A 20,840-nucleotide genomic window follows, 5' to 3' on the forward strand; every position below is an offset into this window, starting at 1 on the left:
CCTTAGCCCTCCTTCTCGATGCGGGTCAGGTTGTCCCGCAGGATCGGGCCATATTCGTATTTGCCAGCGCAGACATAGCTGCACAGCGCCAGGTCTTCCTCGTCGAGTTCGAGGCAGCCGAGCTTCTGTGCCATCTCGGTATCGCCGACGATCAGCGAACGCAGCAGCTGGGTCGGCAGTACATCGAGCGGCATCACTTCCTCATAATTGCCGACCGGCACCATGGCTCGCGGGCTGCCGTTGGTGGAGGTGGAGAAGGCGAACTTCTTGCCTGCCATCAACTTGGAGATATAGATGTTGAGGATCGAATGCTTCTCCGCACCGGCGCGCAGATAATGCAGCATCTCGCGCTCCTTGCCCTCGCGCAGGCAGGAAACCTGATGGTGATAACGGCCGAGGTAGGCGAATGCCCCATGCGCGGTACGTCCACCGAGCAGGGAACCGGAAACCACGCGATTGCCGCCGGGCTGCAGTTCGCCCGCAGTCAGCTCGTCCAGATTGGCGCCCAGACGCGTGCGCAGCAGGCGCGGCGCGGTCACTACCGGACCGGCCAACGCAACGACACGCTCGACCGACAGGCGCCCGCTGGTGAACAGCAGGCCGATGGCGATCACGTCCTGATAGCCAATGCTCCAGACACTCTTGCTGGCGCTGACCGGATCCAGGAAATGGATGTGCGTGCCGGCCAGACCTGCCGGATGCGGACCGCTGAATGCCTCGACCTGCACGTTGGTCAGGCCTTCGCCGGGCAGCGTCGCGCTCGGCGCCTTGCACAGGAACACCTTGGCGAGCCGGGCGAGAGTCTTGAGACCGGCCTCGAAGGCGTCGGCCCGTTCAGCGATGATCAGCGCCGGATCGGCCGCCAACGGATGGGTATCGATCGCGGTCACGAAGATCGAACTCGGCACGGCATCGACCGCCGGCACCTTGCTGTAGGGACGCGTACGCAGCGCGGTCCACAGGCCGGACTGCTGCAGATTCTCGCGAACCTGATCGCTTGTCAGACCATCCAGCTGAGCGCTGCTATAGGCAGCAAAGGTCAGCTCGTCATCACCCTCGAGGTCGATCACAACCGACTGCAGGACACGTTTCTCGCCGCGGTGAATGGCGCTGACGACACCGGCGCCGGGCGCGGTGAAGTTGACGCCTGGAGATTTCTTGTCGGAAAACAGCAACTGCCCTAGCTTGACCCGATCCCCGACCTGCACGTTCATGGTCGGCTTCATGGTCGGGTAGTCGAAGCCAATCACGGCCACGCTGCGCACCGGCCTCGCAGCCTCGATACGCTGCGCTGGCGCGCCGGCTACGGGCAAGTCCAGCCCTCGTTTTATATTGATCATCGGTTTGCTTAACCACTTATTCTGAAAGCTTTTTCAGCCAAGCGACTGATAGCAAAAAAACGCCACACCGCTCGCGCCGATAGCTCATCAGCGCGACGCCATGTCACGGCCCCAAGTGAAAAATCCGCCCGATTATAGGGGGGGGGCGCGCCGACTGACCACCCGGTACCGAGCGTTTTTATCTACACCTTCGCCGCATAGCGGCAGCTCGCTTGCGTAATAAAACATCAGTGCGCGCACCACAGCCCGGCGATGCTCGGCCGTTTTTCGTTACCCCAGAAACGCGAAACGGGAGCCACAGGCTCCCGTTTCGTTTCAGCTGGCGATGCGCTTAGCGGGGAAAGGCAGGCGGGTTGACGCCGGCCATGTCTTCCATCACGCGAACCACCTGGCAGCTGTAGCCGAACTCGTTGTCGTACCAGACGTACAGCACGACACGGTTGTCATTGCAGATGGTGGCCTCGGCGTCCACCACGCCGGCATGACGCGAGCCGACGAAATCTGTTGATACAACTTCCTGCGAGTTGACGAAGTCGATCTGCTTCTGCAGATCCGAGTGCATGGCCATCTGGCGCAGATACTCGTTGATCTCGTCGCGGCTGGTGGCCTTTTCCAGATTCAGGTTGAGAATGGCCATGGACACGTTCGGCGTCGGTACGCGGATCGCATTGCCGGTCAGCTTGCCCTTCAGCACCGGCAGCGCCTTGGCGGCGGCGGTGGCAGCACCGGTCTCGGTAATCACCATGTTCAGCGCAGCGCTGCGACCACGACGACTGCCCTTGTGGAAGTTGTCGATCAGGTTCTGGTCGTTGGTGTACGAGTGAACGGTTTCGACGTGACCGTTGACGATGCCGTACTGATCATTCACGGCCTTGAGCACCGGCACGATAGCGTTGGTGGTGCAGGATGCGGCGGAAATGATCTTGTCGTCAGCGGTGATGTCGGCATGGTTGATGCCATGCACGATGTTCTTCAGCTCACCCTTGCCCGGTGCGGTCAGCACCACGCGGGCAACGCCCGGGCACTTGAGGTGCTGGCCGAGGCCTTCGGCGTCACGCCACTTGCCGGTGTTATCGACCAGCAACGCGTTCTCGATGCCGTACTGGGTGTAGTCCACCGAGGCCGGATCGTTGGAATAGATCACTTGGATCAGGTTGCCGTTGGCGGTGATGGTGTTATTGGCTTCGTCGATGGTGATGGTGCCATCGAACGGACCGTGCACCGAGTCGCGACGCAGCAGGCTGGCGCGCTTGACCAGATCGTTGTCGGCGCCCTTGCGCACGACGATGGCGCGCAGGCGCAGGCCGTCGCCGCCGCCGGTCTTCTCGATCAGGATACGGGCCAGCAGGCGGCCGATGCGGCCGAAACCATACAGCACCACGTCGGTGCCCTTGCGGCCGGTTGCGGTATGACGCTTGTCAGCCACTTCCGCCAGTTCCTGACGCACGAACTGCTCGAGAGTGCGGCCTTCGCCAGCCTGCTTGAACTTGGCGACCAGCTTGCCGAGGTCAACCGAAGCAGCGCCCAGGTTCATCTCGCTCATGGTCTTGAGGATCTGGAAGGTATCATGTACCGACAGCTCGGCCTCGTCGGCGATACGGTGACGCGCGAAGCGGTGCGCCTTGAGAATGGCGATCACCGAGCGATTGATCAGGCCGCGCCCGTAGATCGAAGTCACCACGTTGTTGTTGCGGTACAGCTGACCAATCAACGGAATCATCGCTTCGGCGAGCGCTTCGCGGTCAATCCATTCACCAAGACACTGGTCGGGCTTCTGAGTCACGGGCAGTTCCTTCCAACATGTAGGGGCTGAGAAAAGGGGCTACATTATGACGGCGCACCCTAGCGCCGGCAATCTGCAGCGGACGAAACACTGACAGCCCTGCACCGCGATAGTTACAATCCCGGCGGCCTATTTTTTCGATCGGAGCCACGCCCACTCGTGTCCGTCCTGCGCCTTGCGCCCCTGCCTGCCGCCAGCGGCAAGCAACACTGGGGCAACCTTCCCGGAGCCGCGCTGAGCCTGGCCATTGCCGAAGCCGCCAGCAACGCCAAACGCTTCACCCTCCTGCTTACCGCCGACAGCCAGAGCGCCGAGCGCCTGCAGGAAGAGCTCGCCTTCTTCGCGCCCGAGCTGTCCGTGCTGCATTTCCCCGATTGGGAAACGCTGCCCTATGATCTGTTCTCGCCACACCAGGACATCATTTCCCAGCGCATCGCCACGCTCTACCAACTGCCGGAGCTGAGCCACGGCGTGCTGGTAGTGCCGATCACCACTGCCCTACACCGGCTGGCGCCCAAGCGTTTCCTGCTCGGTTCGAGCCTGGTGCTGGACGTGGGCCAGAAGCTCGACGTGGAGCAGATGCGTCTGCGCCTGGAAGCCGCGGGGTACCGCTGTGTGGATACCGTCTACGAACACGGCGAGTTCGCCGTGCGCGGTGCGCTGATCGACATCTTCCCGATGGGCAGCGCCAAGCCCTACCGCATCGACCTGTTCGACGACGAGATCGAGACGCTGCGCACCTTCGACCCGGAGAACCAGCGTTCGATCGACAAGGTCGAGTCGATCCGTCTGCTGCCGGCGCGCGAGTTCCCGCTGAAGAAGGAAGCGGTCACCGGCTTTCGCGCACGCTTTCGTGAACGCTTCGACGTCGACTTCCGCCGCTGCCCGATCTATCAGGATCTTTCCACCGGTATCACCCCGGCAGGTATCGAGTACTACCTGCCGCTGTTCTACGAAGAAACCGCCACCCTCTTCGACTATCTGCCTGAGGACAGCCAGGTATTTTCGCTGCCCGGGATCGAACAGGCCGCCGAGCAGTTCTGGACCGATGTGCGCAATCGCTACGAGGAGCGCCGCGTCGATCCGCAGCGCCCGTTGCTACCGCCCGGCGAGCTGTTCGTGCCGGTGGAGGACTGCTTTGCCCGCCTCAAGCAATGGCCGCGCGTGGTGGCCAGCCAGGAAGACGTCGAACCCGGCATCGGTCGCGAGCGCTATCCGGCGCAGGCGTTGCCGGACCTGGCAATCGAGGCCAAGGCCGGCGAGCCGTTGGGCAAGCTGCGTCAGTTTCTCGAAAGCTATCCGGGCCGCGTGTTGTTCACCGCCGAGTCCGCCGGCCGCCGCGAGGTGCTGCTGGAACTGCTCGCCCGGCTGAAACTGCGCCCGCAGGAAGTCGAAGGCTGGTCCGGCTTTCTCGGCAGCGACCAACGGCTGGCGATCACCATCGCCCCGCTCGATGAAGGCTTGCTGCTCGACGAACTCGCGCTGATCGCCGAAAGCCCGCTGTTCGGGCAGCGCGTGATGCAGCGCAGGCGCCGCGAAAAGGGTCGAGGCGACGGCGACAACGTGATCAAGAACCTCACCGAGTTGCGCGAAGGCTCGCCGGTGGTGCACATCGACCATGGCGTCGGCCGCTATCAGGGGCTGGTCACGCTGGAGATCGAAGGCCAGGCGCAGGAATTCCTCCTGCTGCAGTACGCCGACGAAGCCAAGCTCTATGTGCCGGTCGCCAGCCTGCACCTGATTGCCCGCTACACCGGCAGCGACGACGCCCTGGCGCCGCTGCACAAGCTCGGCTCGGAAACCTGGCAGAAAGCCAAGCGCAAGGCCGCCGAGCAGGTACGCGACGTGGCTGCAGAACTGCTCGACATCTACGCCCGTCGCGCCGCACGCCAGGGCTATGCCTTCAAGGACCCCCAGGTCGACTACGAGACCTTCGCCGCCGGCTTCCCCTTCGAGGAAACACCGGACCAGCAGGCCGCCATCGATGCGGTGCGCGAGGACCTGCTCTCGGCCAAGCCGATGGACCGCCTGGTCTGCGGCGACGTCGGCTTCGGCAAGACCGAAGTGGCCATGCGTGCCGCCTTCATCGCCGTGCATGGCGGCAAGCAGGTCGCGGTTCTGGTGCCCACCACATTGCTCGCTCAGCAGCACTACAACAGCTTCCGCGACCGCTTCGCCGACTGGCCAGTGCGCGTCGAGGTGATGAGCCGCTTCAAATCGGCCAAGGAGGTGCAGAGCGCCATCGCGGAGCTGGCCGAAGGCAAGATCGACATCCTCATCGGCACCCACAAACTGCTGCAGGACGACGTCAAATTCAGCAACCTGGGGCTGGTCATCATCGACGAGGAACACCGCTTCGGCGTGCGCCAGAAGGAGCAGCTCAAGGCACTGCGCAGCGAAGTGGACATCCTCACGCTGACCGCCACGCCGATCCCGCGCACGCTGAACATGTCCATCGCCGGCATGCGCGACCTGTCGATCATCGCCACGCCGCCGGCGCGCCGGCTGTCGGTGCGCACCTTCGTCATGGAAGCCAACAACCCGACCATCAAGGAAGCCCTGCTGCGCGAGCTGCTGCGCGGTGGTCAGGTCTACTACCTGCACAACGACGTGAAAACCATCGAGAAGTGCGCCGCCGACCTCGCCGAGCTGGTGCCGGAGGCGCGCATCGCCATCGGCCACGGACAGATGCGCGAGCGCGATCTCGAACAGGTGATGAGCGACTTCTACCACAAGCGCTTCAACGTGCTGGTGGCCTCGACCATCATCGAGACCGGCATCGACGTGCCGAGCGCCAACACCATCATCATCGAGCGTGCCGACAAGTTCGGCCTCGCTCAGCTGCACCAGCTGCGCGGCCGCGTCGGGCGCAGCCACCACCAGGCCTACGCCTACCTGCTGACCCCGCCGCGCAAGCAGATGACCGACGACGCGCAGAAGCGCCTGGAGGCCATTGCCAACGCCCAGGACCTCGGCGCCGGCTTCGTCCTGGCCACCCACGACCTGGAAATCCGCGGTGCCGGCGAACTGCTCGGCGAAGGCCAGAGCGGACAGATCCAGGCCGTCGGCTTCACCCTCTATATGGAAATGCTCGAGCGCGCGGTCAAGGCCATCCGCAAGGGCGAGCAGCCAAACCTCGAGCAGCCACTCGGCGGCGGCCCGGAGATCAACCTGCGCCTGCCGGCGCTGATCCCCGACGACTACCTGCCGGACGTGCATGCGCGGCTGATTCTCTACAAGCGCATTGCCAATGCCGCCGACGAGGATGGCCTCAAGGAACTGCAGGTGGAGATGATCGACCGCTTCGGCCTGCTGCCCGAGCCGACCAAGAATCTGGTGCGCCTGACGCTGCTCAAGCTGCAGGCCGAGAAGCTCGGCATCGTCAAGATCGACGCCGGCCCGCAGGGCGGGCGCATCGAGTTCTCCGCCGATACCTCGGTCGATCCGCTGGTGCTGATCAAGCTGATCCAGAGCCAGCCGAACCGCTACAAATTCGAAGGCGCGACGATGTTCAAGTTCCAGGTACCGATGGAACGCCCGGAAGAGCGCTTCAACACCCTCGAAGCGTTGCTCGAAAGGCTCGCGCCCAGCGCATAAGGATTCCGGATGTCGCCGCTACGTCGCCTGTTGCTGTTGCTCGTGCTATGCGCGCCGCCCGCGTGCGCCGATGCGCTGTATCGCATCGAGCTGATCCTGTTCCGCCATGCCGAACCGCTGGAGGCCAGCCGTCGCGCGCCTTACGACTGGGCACGCAATGCCCGTCTGCTCGCAGGCAGCGACGCGCAGCCGGGGGACTTCGAGGCGCTGGCCGAACGACTGGACAGCGGCGACGGCTATCGCGTGCTGCTGCGCCAGACCTGGCGGCAGCGCATCGACGAGCGCGTCGCCGTGGTCGAGGGCGCGCGGCATCTGGAGCATTTTCCCGTGCAGGGCGTGATCGCCCTGCGCCGCCGCCACGGACTGGAAGTCGATGCGCGGTTCTGGGTCAACCGCTTCGGCGAACATGGCCGACTGCTCGCCAGCGAGCAGCTGCAACAGCGCGTGCAGTTGCGCCCCGGTGAGCTGCGCTATATCGACCACGGCAGCCTCGGTGCGCTGATCCGGGCAAGTTACTGACCCATGGCCAGGGATTTTCTCACCCGGCTGCCACCGACCTGGGCGCTGGGCTTCTCGGACAACGCGCTGGCGCGCGGCAAGCAGTACGCCGAGGAGGATCGCGTCACCCTGCTGCGCGAGGACGACGGGCTGATCGAGGCCAGTTGTCGCGGCACCGGCGGCAAGCGCTACCGGCAGTCGCTGCTGCTGGACAAGCGCGGTGGGCTCAGCTGCGTTTGCAGCTGCCCGGTGGGGCTGGCCTGCAAGCACGCCGCGGCCGTCATCCACCACCTGCAGCAGCTGGCCGAGCACGCCCCACAGGGCGCCGACGCCTCGCCGGAGGGCGAGCTGCCCGACGCCCTGCGGCACTGGCTCGCGCAGTTGCCACGTGCGCTCGGCGAGGACACCGGCCAGGACGCGCCCACGCACTGTCTGCATTACCGGCTGCTGCCGGACCTCTACGTGGAAGTGAACAAGGTGCGCCTGCGACAGGACGGATCGGTCGCTGCGCGCGAGCCGTACCCGGCCGTGCGCGAGGCCACGTTCCGCCAGCCGCGCTTCATGCAGCCGCTGGACCTGCATATCGCTGCCCTGCTGGCGCTCGCACCGATCGCCAGCAACCGCTTCGCCCTGACCGGCGAGAACGGTGCCGAGGCTCTGCGTCTGCTGCTGGAAAGCGGTCGCGCCTTTCTCGACTGGGATGCCCCAGCGCTGCAACCAGGCCATCGCCGCTCGGCCCGTTTCGCCTGGCAGCAGCACGAAGGCGCGCTGCGTCCGGTGCTGGAAGTCGAGGGCGGCGCCGAGGCGCTGACCGCCGTGGACCCGCTGTACTACCGCGACGACGCGAGCAACGAGGTCGGCCTGATCGAACACGGCCTGTCGGCACCCCTGGCGCGTCACCTGCTCGAAGCCCCCGCGGTGTCACCGAACCAGGCCGGGCTGTTCAGCCTCTCGCTCAGCGAGATCGCCCCGCAGCTGCCGGTGCCGACCAAGGCCGAAGAGCAGCGCATCGACGACTTGCAGCCCATCGCCCGGCTGACGCTCGGCAGCCATCAGGCGATGAACTGGCAGCCGGCCAGCGGGCGGATGGTCAACGAGCAGCAGCACCGCGCCGGCCTGAGCTTCGTCTACGGCAGCCTCGCCACGCACGGCAAGCTCAAGGGCGAGCAGCGTCTGCGTCAGGCCGAGGGCGAGCGTGTGCTCAGCATCGCCCGCCAGCCTGCGGCCGAACAGGCGCTGCGCCAGCAACTGCAGCAGCTGGGTTTCCGCCCGGCGCTGCGCCAGAGCCCGGCGCTACCGAAGGATTCGGCGGAAATGTTCGAGCTGCCCAGCGAGAGCGCCTGGCAGCACTTCGCCGACACCCAACTGCCGTTGCTGCGCCAGCAGGGTTGGCAGATCGTCATGCAGCCCGGTTTCGCCTACGACCTGGCGCCGGTCGAGCAGTGGTACGCCGAGCTGGACGAATCCCCGGAGCACAGCTGGTTCGACCTGCAGCTGGGCATCCTCGTCGAAGGCGAGCGCATCAGCCTGCTGCCGGTGCTGCTCAGCGTCATCCGCCGCAATCCCGCCCTGCTCTCGCCGCAGCACCTGGCCCAGCGCGCCGACGACGAAACGCTCCGGGTCGCGCTGGGCCGGCGCAGCGCGGTAGACGACCGACCGTTGCAGGTGCTGCTGCCCTTCGGCCGGCTGAAACCGATCCTCGCCACACTGGGCGAGCTGTACCTGCGCGACCAGCCGGCCGGCGACAGTCTGCGCCTGTCACGCCTCGACGCCGCGCGCCTGGGCCAGCTCGACGCGCTGCCGTTCGCCTGGAGCGGCGGCGAGCAGCTGCTCGATTTCGCCCGGCGTCTGCGCGATTACAACCAGCAGCCCGTCGCCGCGCCACCGGGCCTGCGCGCGACGCTGCGCCCCTACCAGCTCGATGGTCTGAGCTGGATGCAGGCGCTGCGCGCACTGGACGTCGGCGGCATCCTCGGCGACGACATGGGCCTGGGCAAGACGCTGCAGACCCTGGCCCACCTGCTGCTGGAAAAGCAGGCCGGCCGTCTCGATCGCCCGAGCCTGGTGGTCATGCCCACCAGCCTGATTCCCAACTGGCAGGACGAAGCAGCGCGCTTCACCCCGCAACTGCGCGTGCTCACGCTGCACGGCAGCGATCGCCAGCGGCATTTCGCACAGCTCGCCGGGCACGACCTGCTGCTGACCACCTACGCCCTGCTGCCGCGCGACATCGAACAGCTCGTCGCGCAGCCGCTGCACCTGCTGGTGCTGGATGAGGCGCAGAACATCAAGAACGCCAGCAGCAAGGCCGCGCAGGCCGCCGGCCGGCTGGTCGCCCGGCAGCGTCTGTGCCTGACCGGCACACCGCTGGAAAACCACCTCGGCGAGCTGTGGTCGCTGTTCCACTTCCTCATGCCTGGCTGGCTCGGCGATGCGCGCAGTTTTACCCGCAGCTACCGCACGCCCATCGAGAAACACGGCGACCGCGACCGCCTGCAGCACCTGATCGCGCGCATCCGCCCGTTCCTGCTGCGTCGGCGCAAGGAAGACGTGGCCCGCGAGCTGCCGCCGAAGACCGAGATCGTCCACTGGGTCGACCTGAACCCGGCGCAGCGCGACCTCTACGAAACGGTGCGCCTGGCGATGGACCGCAAGGTGCGCGAGGAGATCGACCGCAAGGGCCTGGCACGTAGCCAGATCGTCATCCTCGAAGCGCTGCTCAAGCTGCGTCAGGTCTGCTGCGACCTACGCCTGGTCAAGGCCGACGGTGCCCGGGTGGCGCGTAGCGGCCATTCCGCCAAGCTCGACAGCCTGATGCAGATGCTTGACGAGCTGCTGGCCGAAGGGCGGCGCGTACTGCTGTTCTCGCAGTTCACCTCGATGCTCGCGCTGATCGAGGACGAGCTGCGCCAGCGCGGTATCCCCTACGTGATCATCACCGGCGACGTCCGCGACCGGCGCACGCCGGTGCGGCAGTTCCAGAATGGCGAGGTGCCGCTGTTCCTGATCAGCCTCAAGGCCGGCGGCACCGGCCTGAACCTCACCGCCGCCGACACCGTCATCCACTACGACCCCTGGTGGAACCCGGCCGCGGAAAACCAGGCCACCGACCGCGCCTACCGCATCGGCCAGGACAAGCCGGTGTTCGTCTACAAGCTGATCACCCGCGGCAGCGTCGAGGAGAAGATCCAGCAGCTGCAGACGCGCAAGTCGGAGCTTGCCAGCGGCGTGCTGGACAGCGGCGGGACGGACGACTGGCGCCTGCAGCAGAGCGATATCGATGCGCTGCTGGCGCCGCTACCGGACTGACCCCCACAGTCGCCAATGGGACGTGCTCACTGGATGACGGCGGGCTTTTCGTCCAAGCTTGCCCGGCTATCCACGCGCTCGCCCTCGCCCCGCACAAGGATCTTTCGATGAGCCTCTACGAGATCGCCTTTTCCGGCCAGCTGCTTCCCGGCGCCCGCCTCGAACAGGTCGAAGCCAACCTGACCCGGCTGTTCCAGGCCGATGCCCAGCGCATCGCTCTGCTGTTTTCCGGACGCCGCATCGTCATCAAGCAGAACCTGGATTTCGACGCCGTGGAGAAGTACCGCGTGGCGATGGAACGCGCCGGCGCGCAGGTCGAAGTCAAGCCGATGCCGGTGGATGTCGAGGAAATCGAACTGGCACCGCCGCCGGCCAATGCCGCATCCGCCGCGCCGGCTCCGGTGGCCGATGCCACAAGCCGCGCGCCCGGCCCGCTCAAGGTGGTGCCGCGCGATGAGTACATGGCCGCCTTCGCCGACGTCGAGGCGCCCGACTTCAGTATCGCCCCGGTCGGCGTCGACCTGCAGGATGCCCGCCCGGAACCGACGCCACCGCGCGTGGACCTGTCGCAGTTCAGCCTGGCGCCGGTGGGCAGCGACATGAGCGAACGCCGCCGCGCCAGCGATGTGCCGCCGCCAGACACCTCGCACCTGAAGCTGCTGGACTGACCGGCCGGGCGGGTCGGTCGCCGCCCTGCCCCGCCGAACCCTTCGCCTGGCAAACGAACTCGCGGCGCCGCGCCGGGTTCCAACACTGCAAGCCCTCCAGCCAGACGTCGTCATGGACCTTGTCGTTGCCCGTCCCGAAGGCCTGTACTGCCCGCCCGGCGATTTCCATATCGATCCGTGGCGCCCGGTCGAACGCGCCGTCATCACTCACGCCCACGGCGACCACGCGCGCTGGGGCATGGGCCACTACCTGGCGAGCCAGGACAGCGCCGGCATCCTGCGCTCGCGCATCGGCGCCGACATGCCACTGCAGACCCTCGCCTACGGCGAAGCGATCGCCCACCACGGCGTCCGGCTGAGCCTGCATCCAGCCGGCCACGTGCTCGGCTCGGCGCAGATTCGCCTGGAGTATCGCGGCGAGGTCTGGGTCGCCTCCGGCGACTACAAGGTCGAACCGGACGCCACCTGCGCCGCCTTCGAGCCGGTGCGCTGCCATACCTTCATCAGCGAATCGACCTTCGGCCTGCCGATTTATCGCTGGCCGGCCCAGACGCAGGTGTTCCGCGAGATCAACGACTGGTGGCGCGCCAATGCCGCCGTCGGCCGCACCTCGGTGCTGTTCTGCTACGCCTTCGGCAAGGCCCAGCGCATCCTTCACGGGCTGGACGCCGGCATCGGCCCGATCGTCGTGCACGGCGCGGTCGAGCCGCTCAACCGGGTCTACCGCCAGGCCGGCGTCGCGCTGCCGGAAACGCTCTACGCCGGCGATCTGCCGCGCAACGACCCGCGTCTGAAGCAGGCCATCGTCATCGCCCCGCCCTCGGCCGGCGGCAGCACCTGGATGCGCCGTTTCGGCGATTACGCCGACGCCTTCGCCAGCGGCTGGATGATGCTGCGCGGCACGCGCCGGCGACGCGGCGTGGATCGCGGCTTCGTGCTGTCCGATCACGCCGACTGGCCGGGCCTGCTCTGGGCCATCGAGCAGAGCGGCGCCGAGCGGGTGATGGTCACCCACGGCTCGGTCGCCGCGCTGGTGCGCTATCTGCGCGAGGAGCGCGGCCTGGACGCCCAGGCTTTCGATACCGAGTACGGCGAAGAGGACGATGCCACGCTGCCGGAGGCTGAATGAAAGCCTTCGCCGATCTCTACGCCCGCCTCGACGCCACCACCTCGAGCAACGCCAAACTGGCGGCGATGCGCGACTACTTTCGCGAGGCGCCGGCCGAGGACGCCGCCTGGGCGGTGTATTTCCTCGCCGGTGGCCGTCCCCGACAACTGGTGCCGACGCGGCTGCTGCGCGAAACGGCGATGCGCACCGCCGCGCTGCCGGAATGGCTGTTCGAGGAAAGCTACCAGGCAGTCGGCGACCTGGCCGAAACCATCTCGCTGCTGATGCCCGAGGCCGAACACTGCAGCGATGCCGGTCTGGCGCAATGGATGCAGGAGCGTCTGCTGCCGCTGCGCGGATTGCCGCCCGAGGAACTAGCCGCGCGGCTGCCGGTGTTCTGGGGGCAGCTGGACCGACGCAGCCTGCTGGTCTGCATCAAGCTGATCACCGGCGCCTTTCGCGTCGGCGTGTCGAAACTGCTGGTCACCCGCGCGCTGGCGTCGCTCGCCGACCTTGACCCCAAGCGGGTGGCGCAGCGGCTGGTGGGCTACACCGACCTGTCGCACCATCCCAGCGCCGAGCGCTACCGCGCGCTGATCGCTGCCGAATCCGACGACGAGCACGCGCAACGCGGCGGACAACCCTACCCGTTCTTCCTCGCGCACCCGCTGCAGGCAGATGTCGCGCGCTTCGACGAACTGCTCGGGCCACCGGACCACTGGCACATCGAGTGGAAGTGGGACGGCATCCGCGCCCAGCTGGTCAAGCGCGACGGGCTGATCTGGATCTGGTCGCGCGGCGAAGAGCTGGTCAGCGAGCGCTTCCCGGAACTCTGCGCGCTGGCCAACTGCCTGCCGGACGGCACGGTGCTCGATGGCGAGATCGTGGTCTGGAAGCCGGACGATGCCCTGCGCCACGTGCCACTCGATGCGACACACGAGTCGACGACGTTCGGCGTGCAGCCGTTCGCCCTGCTGCAACAGCGCATCGGCCGCAAGAACCTCACCGCCAAGGTGCTCGACGCCGCGCCGGTGGTCGTGCTGGCCTACGACCTGCTCGAATGGCAGGGCATGGACTGGCGCCAGCGACCGCTCGCCGAGCGCCGCCAGCAGCTCGAAACGCTGCTCGAACAGTGCCGCCATCCGGCACTGCTGGCCTCGCCGCGGGTGCGCGGCGCGGACTGGCCGGCGATCGCCCGCCAACGCGAGCGCTCCCGCGCGCTCGGCGTCGAGGGCATGATGCTCAAGGCCCGCGCCGGGCAATACGGCGTCGGCCGCACCCGCGATGTCGGCCTGTGGTGGAAGTGGAAGATCGATCCCTATGCGATCGACGCCGTGCTGATCTACGCCCAACGCGGCCACGGCCGGCGCGCCAGCCTCTATACCGACTTCACTTTCGCCGTCTGGGACGGCGAGCCGGGCGATCCCGAGCGCAAGCTGGTGCCCTTCGCCAAGGCCTACTCGGGGCTGACCGACGAAGAAATGCGCCAGGTCGACGCCATCGTGCGCCGGACCACGGTGGAGAAATTCGGCCCGGTACGCTCGGTGACGCCGACGCTGGTGTTCGAGCTGGGCTTCGAGGGCATCGCCGCCAGCAGCCGGCACAAGAGCGGCATCGCCGTGCGCTTCCCGCGCATGCTGCGCTGGCGCCACGACAAGCCCGTGGACGAGGCCGATACCCTGGCGACGCTTAAGGCCCTGCTGCCATGAGCGGGCCGACGCCCGAACACACGCACGAGGCGCACGCATGAGCCTTGCCGAACGCTGGTTCGCCGCGCGCGGCTGGCAGCCCTTCACCTTCCAGCACGAGGTCTGGCAAGCGGTGCGCGACGGCGAATCCGGGCTGCTGCACGCGACCACTGGCTCGGGCAAGACCTACGCGGTGTGGCTGGCCGCGCTGGAGCGCTTCGCCCAGCAGATGCCTCGCTCAGGCCAGCCGGCCCCGCTCAGCCTGCTGTGGATAACCCCCATGCGTGCGCTGGCGGCCGATACCGCCCGCGCGCTGCGAGCGCCGCTCGACGAACTCGGCATCGCCTGGAGTATCGGCCTGCGCACCGGCGACACCGGCAGTGCCGAACGCGCGCGCCAGGGCCGGCGGCTGCCGAGCGCGCTGGTCACCACGCCCGAAAGCCTGACCCTGCTGCTGACCCGTGCCGATGCCCGCCAGGCCTTTGCCGGGCTGCAGATGCTGGTCGTCGACGAATGGCACGAGCTGCTCGGCAACAAGCGTGGCGTGCAGCTGCAACTGGCGCTGGCACGCCTGCGCCGGTGGCAGCCGCGGCTGATCGTCTGGGGCCTGTCGGCGACGCTCGGCAATCTGCCCGAGGCGCTGCAGGTGCTGTTGCACCCGGGCCGCGGCCGGCTGGTCCAGGGACGCATCGACAAGCCGCTGCTGGTCGACAGCCTGCTGCCCGAGAGCATCGAGCGCTTCCCCTGGGCCGGGCATCTGGGCCTGCGCATGCTGACGCAGGTGGTCGGGGAGATCGACGCGGCGTCCACCACCCTGGTGTTCACCAACACCCGCTCGCAGGCCGAGCGCTGGTATCAGGCGCTGCTCGACGCCCGTCCGGACTGGGCCGGGCTGATCGCCCTGCATCACGGTTCGCTGGCGCGCGAGGTGCGCGACTGGGTCGAACAAGGGCTCAAGCAGGGCGCGCTGAAGGCCGTGGTGTGCACCTCCAGCCTGGACCTGGGCGTCGACTTTCTGCCGGTCGAACGGGTGCTGCAGATCGGCTCGCCGAAAGGCGTGGCGCGCCTGCTGCAGCGCGCCGGGCGCTCCGGCCACGCGCCCGGCCGCACCTCGCGGGTGACACTGGTGCCGACCCACAGTCTTGAGGTGCTCGAAGCCGCCGCCGCGCAGCAGGCGATTGCCGAACGCCGTATCGAGGCCCGCAGCGCGCCGCAACGCCCGCTCGACGTGCTGGTGCAGCATCTGGTCAGCATGGCGCTGGCCGGCGGCTTCCGTCCCGACGAACTGTTCGCTGAAGTCCGCCAGACCTGGTCCTATCGCGAACTGGACGAGGCGCACTGGCAATGGGCGCTGGCCTTCGTGCGGCATGGCGGCCATTCGCTGACCGCCTACCCCGACTACCAGCGCGTCGAGCCGGATGACTCGGGGCTGTGGAAGGTGCCGAGCCGACGCGTCGCGCTGCGTCATCGGATGAGCATCGGCACCATCGTCAGCGACGCCAGCCTGACGGTGAAGTTCTGGGCCAGAGGCGGCAGCGGCCGCTCGCTGGGCAGCATCGAGGAAGGCTTCATCGCCCGTCTGCGCCCCGGCGACTGCTTCCTCTTCGCCGGACGCCTGCTGGAATTGGTGCGGGTGGAGAACATGACCGTCTACGTCAGCCGCGCCACCGGCAGGAAGGCCGCCGTGCCACGCTGGAACGGCGGGCGCATGCCGCTTTCCAGCGAGCTGGCCGACGCGGTGGTCGAACAGCTGGACGCCGCCGCGCGCGGCGAATTCGATGGCGCCGAGATGCGCTTGCTGCAGCCGCTGCTGCAGGTGCAGATGGCCTGGTCGGCGCTGCCGCGCAGCGAAACGCTGTTGGCCGAACTGCTGCGCTCGCGCGAGGGCTGGCACCTGTTCCTCTACCCGTTCGCCGGGCGCCACGTGCATCTGGGGCTGGCCAGCTTGCTCGCCTGGCGCATGGCCCGCCACCAGCCGCTGACCTTTTCCATCGCGGTGAACGATTACGGGCTGGAACTGCTCTCGGCCAGCGAACCGCACTGGGCGAGCCAGTTGACGCCGCACCTGTTCGACAGCCGCGACCTGCTGCACGACGTGCTCGCCAGCCTCAACGCCGGCGAGCTGGCGCGGCGGCGCTTTCGCGAGATCGCGCGGATCGCCGGGCTGGTATTTTCCGGCTATCCCGGCGCGCAGAAGAGCGCACGCCAGCTGCAGGCCTCCAGCGGTCTGTTCTTCGACGTGTTCCGCCAGTACGACCCGGACAATCTGCTGCTCGGCCAGGCCGAGGAGGAAGTGCTGCGCCAGGAGCTGGACGTCGAGCGGCTGGAGCAGACGCTGCGCCGCCTGCAGGCGCGCCGTCTGGACCTGCGCCAACTGCAGCGGCCGACGCCGCTGGCCTTCCCGCTGCTGGTGGAGCGTTTCCGCGAAAGCATGAGTTCGGAGAAGCTGGCCGACCGCATCCGCCGCATGGTCACCGAACTGGACCAGGCCGCCGGCCCCGGCGGCTATCAGGGCGATGCGGCGGTCATGCCGGCCGTGGAGCGCGAAATGCCCCGGCCACGCACGCCACGCGCGCGCAAGGACGGCACGCCCAACCGGCGCAAGCGCGCGCCATGACCCGTACAGGGCAGCGTCGATGACCGCCTGCCTGCCCATCGAGCTGGCCGGCAGCACGCTCTGGCTGCTGGCGGACAAGGCCATCTACTGGCCGGCGCAACAGGCGCTGCTGGTCGCCGATGTGCATTTCGGCAAGGCCGCCGCCTATCGTCGGCTCGGCCAGCCGGTGCCGCGCGGCACCACCGCCACCAACCTGCAGACGCTCGACAGGCTGCTGGCGCACTACGCCTGCCGCCAGCTGATCTTCCTCGGCGACTTCCTCCATGCGCCCGAAGCGCATGCGCCCGCCACCCTCGCGCGGCTGGCCGAATGGCGCGTCCGCCACGCGCAGCTGGCCGTGACGCTGATCCGCGGCAACCACGACCAGCGCGCCGGCGATCCGCCGCTCGAGCTGGGCATCGAGGTGGTGGGCGAACCGCTGCTGCTCGGGCCGTTCGCGCTGCAGCACGAACCCAGGCCCCATCCCACTCATCACGTGCTCGCCGGCCACGTGCATCCGGCATTCGTCCTGCGCGGCCGCGGTCGCCAGCGGTTGCGCCTGCCATGCTTCTGCCTCGGCGAACGGATCAGTCTGCTGCCGGCCTTCGGCAGTTTCACCGGCGCGACCGAGATCGGCGCCGAAGCGAGCCGGCGCCTGTTTCTGATCGGGGATGGGGAAGTCTGGCCGCTGGCCTGATCAGGCCTCGGAAATACCGGTGACGGTTATGCCGTAACGCTCGGCGAGCCGCGTGGCCGGCGTGCTTTCCATGTCCGGGTCATGTTCGTGCTCGATTTCCTCGCCGGCATACTCCTGCTCGGCCTTGCGCGTGACCAGCTCGACGGCCTCGTCGATATCCGGTTGGTGCGCTGATTCGATCTTCAGCGTCGATGTGTTGCCATCTTTGTTGTAGGCAATGATCCAGGTTGTCATTTGGCAGCCCCTCGTTCTAGTTCAAAGCCAGGCCGGCAGCAGACGCCACCAATCCCAGTGTATGCCTTAGAGGCGAAAGCCACCGGGCAAGTTCGTTCGAGACATGTCAGTCGCGCCGATCAGATGCCCTGGCACGGGCGTTCACGCGGGCTAGTCTGTCCATGAGGATCCCCGCAGGAGTCACCCATGCGCGCCGCCCTTCCCCGCGCCGCCGACTACGACGAAGAGCAGCTGGTCGAACTGCTGCGCCGGCACGTACAACCGTTGCCGGACCTCGACGACCCTGCCTTCGCCGACGCCTTCGAGCGCTTCGCCGATGCCCGCGTGGTGCTGATCGGCGAAGCCAGCCACGGCACCTCCGAGTTCTACCGTGCGCGGGCGGCCATCACCCGTCGGCTGATCGAGCGCCACGGTTTCTCCATCGTCGCCGTCGAAGCCGACTGGCCGGACGCTGCCTGGATCGATCGCCACGTGCGCCAGCAGCAGCCCGCCGCCTGGGTGGAAGACGCCTTCAAGCGCTTTCCGACCTGGATGTGGCGCAATCGTGAGGTCGCGGCGTTCACCCGCTGGCTGCGCCAGCACAACGACCGCCTGCCGGCCGAGCAGCGCGTGGAGTTTCGCGGCCTGGACGTATACAGCCTGGGCACCTCGATTGCTGAGGTGCTGCACTATCTCGATCAGATCGACCCGTCCGCCGCCGGCGCGGCACGCCAGCGTTACGGCTGCCTGAGTCCGTGGCACGACGAACCGGCCGCCTACGGCCAGCATGTGCTGCTGGGTGAACCGTCTTGTGAGGAGGCGGTGGTCGCGCAGCTGCGTGCACTGCTGGAGCGCCGCCTGGAGTACGCCGCACGCGACGGCGAGCGCTTCTTCGATGCGGCGCGCAACGCCCATGTCGTGCTCGCCGCCGAGCAGTACTACCGCGCCATGTATCGCCGTTCCAGCGAATCCTGGAACCTGCGCGACCGGCACATGTTCGACACCCTGCGCGCGCTGCTGGAGCATCGCGGGTCGCATGCCCGCGCGGTGGTATGGGCACACAACTCGCACATCGGCAACGCGGCGGCGACGTCGATGGGCTGGGACGGCGAATTCAACATCGGCGAGCTGTGTCGCACCGCGCTCGGCCGCGATGCGGTGCTGATCGGCATGGCCACCGATCGCGGCAGCGTGGCCGCCGCAGACAACTGGGATGAGCCGATGCAGATCATGGAGGTGCTACCGTCGCGGCCGGACAGCTGGGAGCAGCTGTTTCTGCGTGCCGGGCACGGAGCGTCGCTCACCGAGTGGCGCAGCGAAGCACACGGCAAGCTGCGCCAGGCGTTGGCCCAACCGCGCTTGGAGCGTGCCATCGGGGTGGTCTACCGGCCGCGGACCGAGCGTCAGAGCCACTATTTCCGTGCGGTGCTCGCCGAACAGTTCGATGCGCTGGTCTGGTTCGAGCAGACCAGCGCGGTGACGCCGGTCGGTCCGCGCCGATTCGACGACGCGGCCGTGCCGGATACCTATCCGTTCGGCGAGTGAAAAACGCGCGCCCGGCGCGCTCAGGCGACCGGTGCGGGTGGCGGCTGATCGGGAATGGTCGGTTCGCCCGGCTCGCCCGGTTGCACCGGCACGCCAGGCTCCTCGGGATCGCCCGGCACACCGCCGGCCCGCCAGTATTGCGCCTCACCGTTGCCCATGGTCCGAATCGCTGCGCCAGTCATGCCGCTGCCCTCCACAACGCGGGCACCCGGAATTGGGTGCACCCGGACTGTAGAGGCCGGGCGCGGCAGTTCTATCCCGCCATCGGTCGGAACCGTGGGCTTACCACATCAGGTCGTCGGGGATCTGGTAGGCGGCGTAAGGATCGTCGGCATCCGGCGCTTCGGTCTGCACGTTGAGCTGCACGATGCGCCGCGGGTCGCGCTCCTGGATCTTCAGCGCGGCCTCGCGCGGAATCACTTCGTAGCCGCCGCCGTGGCGGACGATCGCCAGCGAGCCGCTGGCCAGCTTGTCGCGCATCAGCTTGTTGACCGACAGGCGCTTGACCTTCTTGTCGTCGACGAAGTTGTAGTAATCCTCGGTGGTCAGCTTCGGCAGGCGGCTGGTCTCAATCAGCTGCTTGATCTGCGCGGTACGGGCCTTCTGCTCGGCTTTCTCCTGCTGCTGACGGTTGAGTTCCTGATCGCGGGCAATCTTCTCGGCCTGCGCCTGCAGGGCCGCCTGGCGCTGGGAATCGTCCTTCTCGATCTGCCCCTTCTTCTCCAGGCGCTGCTGCTTCTGCTTCTGCTTGACGGCCTGCTTGGCCTGCTTTTCGTTGACCAGCCCGGCTTTGAGCAGCTGGTCGCGAAGGGAAAGACTCATGTTTCGGCTCGTCTGTGGTCATTCAAGTGGGCGCGCGGATCGCTCGATGGCGATCCGCCGCGCGGGATTGTGGTGGAGGTGAAAGCGACTCCACCGTGCGTACCGTCATCAGCCGCAGGCAGGCGACTGCTCGGCCCGCTTGGCTGCATCCCAGAGCGCATCCAGCTCTTGGAGGGTGCAATTCTCGATGGGTCGCCCCGCCTGCCGCAAGGCCTGCTCGATGAAGCGGAAACGCCGCTCGAACTTGCCGTTGGCGCCACGCAGGGCATTTTCCGGGTCCACCTTGAGGTGGCGCGCCAGATTGACGACGACGAACAGCAGGTCGCCCAGCTCCTCGGCGACGGCCTGGGCGTCGTTCTCGCTCATTGCCACCAGTACTTCGTCGAGTTCCTCGCGCACCTTGTCGACCACCGGCAGCGCTTCCGGCCAGTCGAAGCCGACCTGCGCGGCGCGCTTCTGCAGCTTGGCCGCGCGGCTCAGCGCCGGCAATGCGGCGGGCACGTCGTCGAGCAGCGACAGCTGTTCCGGCGCGGCGGCCTTCTCGGCGCGCTCCTCGGCCTTGATCTCCTCCCAGCGCTGCTTGATCGCGGCCTCGTCGAGGCGCGGCAGCTCGGGCGAACCGTACAGATCGCCATCGGGAAACACATGCGGATGGCGGCGCAGCAGCTTGCGGGTGATCGCATCGACCACCGTGGCGAAGTCGAAGCGCCCCTCCTCCCGTGCCAGCTGGCTGTAGTAGACAACCTGGAACAGCAGATCGCCCAGCTCGCCGGGCAGATGGTCGAAATCGCCGCTCTCGATGGCATCGGCCACTTCGTAGGCCTCTTCCAGCGTATGCGGCACGATGCTGGCGTAGTTCTGCTGCAAGTCCCAGGGGCAGCCATGCTGTGGGTCGCGCAGACGGGCCATCAGGTGCAGCAGGTCGGGGAGTTGGTACATGGAATTCCTCAGCGAATCGAGGGCTGGTGAGGGATGC

General features: G+C 67.4%; 15 protein-coding genes. 9 read left to right on the forward strand and 6 right to left on the reverse strand.

Annotated elements, in window-relative coordinates:
- Nucleotides 1-2: 2 nt before the first annotated feature.
- The gene (locus tag HU825_RS18280) at nucleotides 3-1,340 is read right to left on the reverse strand and encodes a Na(+)-translocating NADH-quinone reductase subunit A (RefSeq protein ID WP_234302621.1); all 1,338 of its coding nucleotides are present in this window, start codon (nucleotides 1,338-1,340) and stop codon (nucleotides 3-5) included.
- A 331-nt stretch (nucleotides 1,341-1,671) separates the two neighbouring features.
- Nucleotides 1,672-3,123 (reverse strand): glyceraldehyde-3-phosphate dehydrogenase, encoded by a 1,452-nt coding sequence (locus HU825_RS18285; RefSeq protein ID WP_043299338.1) that lies wholly within the window; start codon nucleotides 3,121-3,123, stop codon nucleotides 1,672-1,674.
- Nucleotides 3,124-3,282: 159 nt separating this feature from the next.
- On the opposite strand from HU825_RS18285, the gene mfd reads away from it, so the two are divergent.
- The 8 genes from mfd to pdeM all read left to right on the forward strand — a co-directional run bounded on the left by mfd (nucleotide 3,283) and on the right by pdeM (nucleotide 17,284).
- Nucleotides 3,283-6,720, forward strand: coding sequence for a transcription-repair coupling factor (gene mfd, locus HU825_RS18290; RefSeq protein ID WP_234302622.1), 3,438 nt, complete (start codon nucleotides 3,283-3,285; stop codon nucleotides 6,718-6,720).
- A gap of 9 nt (nucleotides 6,721-6,729) precedes the next feature.
- On the forward strand, nucleotides 6,730-7,239 hold the full coding sequence (locus HU825_RS18295; protein ID WP_234302623.1) for a CsiV family protein: 510 nt from the start codon (nucleotides 6,730-6,732) through the stop codon (nucleotides 7,237-7,239).
- Between the two features lie 3 nt (nucleotides 7,240-7,242).
- Nucleotides 7,243-10,527 (forward strand): DEAD/DEAH box helicase, encoded by a 3,285-nt coding sequence (locus HU825_RS18300; protein WP_234302624.1) that lies wholly within the window; start codon nucleotides 7,243-7,245, stop codon nucleotides 10,525-10,527.
- Nucleotides 10,528-10,634: 107 nt separating this feature from the next.
- A complete protein-coding gene (locus HU825_RS18305; protein ID WP_234302625.1) occupies nucleotides 10,635-11,195 on the forward strand; it encodes a hypothetical protein in 561 nt (186 codons plus the stop codon).
- 112 nt (nucleotides 11,196-11,307) lie between these two features.
- Nucleotides 11,308-12,324, forward strand: coding sequence for a ligase-associated DNA damage response exonuclease (locus tag HU825_RS18310; protein WP_234302626.1), 1,017 nt, complete (start codon nucleotides 11,308-11,310; stop codon nucleotides 12,322-12,324).
- The gene (locus HU825_RS18315) at nucleotides 12,321-14,012 is read left to right on the forward strand and encodes an ATP-dependent DNA ligase (protein ID WP_234302627.1); all 1,692 of its coding nucleotides are present in this window, start codon (nucleotides 12,321-12,323) and stop codon (nucleotides 14,010-14,012) included. Before HU825_RS18310 ends, HU825_RS18315 begins: the two co-directional genes overlap by 4 nt.
- A 37-nt stretch (nucleotides 14,013-14,049) precedes the next feature.
- The gene (locus HU825_RS18320) at nucleotides 14,050-16,608 is read left to right on the forward strand and encodes a ligase-associated DNA damage response DEXH box helicase (protein ID WP_234302628.1); all 2,559 of its coding nucleotides are present in this window, start codon (nucleotides 14,050-14,052) and stop codon (nucleotides 16,606-16,608) included.
- 19 nt (nucleotides 16,609-16,627) lie between these two features.
- A complete protein-coding gene (gene pdeM / locus HU825_RS18325; protein ID WP_234302629.1) occupies nucleotides 16,628-17,284 on the forward strand; it encodes a ligase-associated DNA damage response endonuclease PdeM in 657 nt (218 codons plus the stop codon).
- On the opposite strand, the gene HU825_RS18330 is transcribed toward pdeM, so the two are convergent.
- On the reverse strand, nucleotides 17,285-17,518 hold the full coding sequence (locus HU825_RS18330) for a hypothetical protein (RefSeq protein WP_077683855.1): 234 nt from the start codon (nucleotides 17,516-17,518) through the stop codon (nucleotides 17,285-17,287). It lies immediately after the preceding gene.
- Nucleotides 17,519-17,704: 186 nt separating this feature from the next.
- Between HU825_RS18330 and HU825_RS18335 the strand changes: the two genes are divergently transcribed.
- On the forward strand, nucleotides 17,705-19,042 hold the full coding sequence (locus HU825_RS18335; protein ID WP_234302630.1) for an erythromycin esterase family protein: 1,338 nt from the start codon (nucleotides 17,705-17,707) through the stop codon (nucleotides 19,040-19,042).
- A gap of 20 nt (nucleotides 19,043-19,062) precedes the next feature.
- Here the strand turns inward: HU825_RS18335 and HU825_RS18340 are convergent, their stop codons facing one another.
- The 3 genes from HU825_RS18340 to mazG form a co-directional block, all read right to left on the reverse strand.
- A complete protein-coding gene (locus tag HU825_RS18340) occupies nucleotides 19,063-19,224 on the reverse strand; it encodes a hypothetical protein (protein ID WP_165595088.1) in 162 nt (53 codons plus the stop codon).
- A gap of 100 nt (nucleotides 19,225-19,324) precedes the next feature.
- The gene (locus HU825_RS18345; RefSeq protein ID WP_077683853.1) at nucleotides 19,325-19,864 is read right to left on the reverse strand and encodes a DUF2058 domain-containing protein; all 540 of its coding nucleotides are present in this window, start codon (nucleotides 19,862-19,864) and stop codon (nucleotides 19,325-19,327) included.
- 108 nt (nucleotides 19,865-19,972) lie between these two features.
- On the reverse strand, nucleotides 19,973-20,803 hold the full coding sequence (gene mazG / locus HU825_RS18350) for a nucleoside triphosphate pyrophosphohydrolase (protein WP_234302631.1): 831 nt from the start codon (nucleotides 20,801-20,803) through the stop codon (nucleotides 19,973-19,975).
- Nucleotides 20,804-20,840: the final 37 nt, after the last annotated feature.

This window comes from Pseudomonas phenolilytica (assembly GCF_021432765.1).
GTDB classification, from domain to species: Bacteria; Pseudomonadota; Gammaproteobacteria; order Pseudomonadales; family Pseudomonadaceae; genus Stutzerimonas; species Stutzerimonas phenolilytica.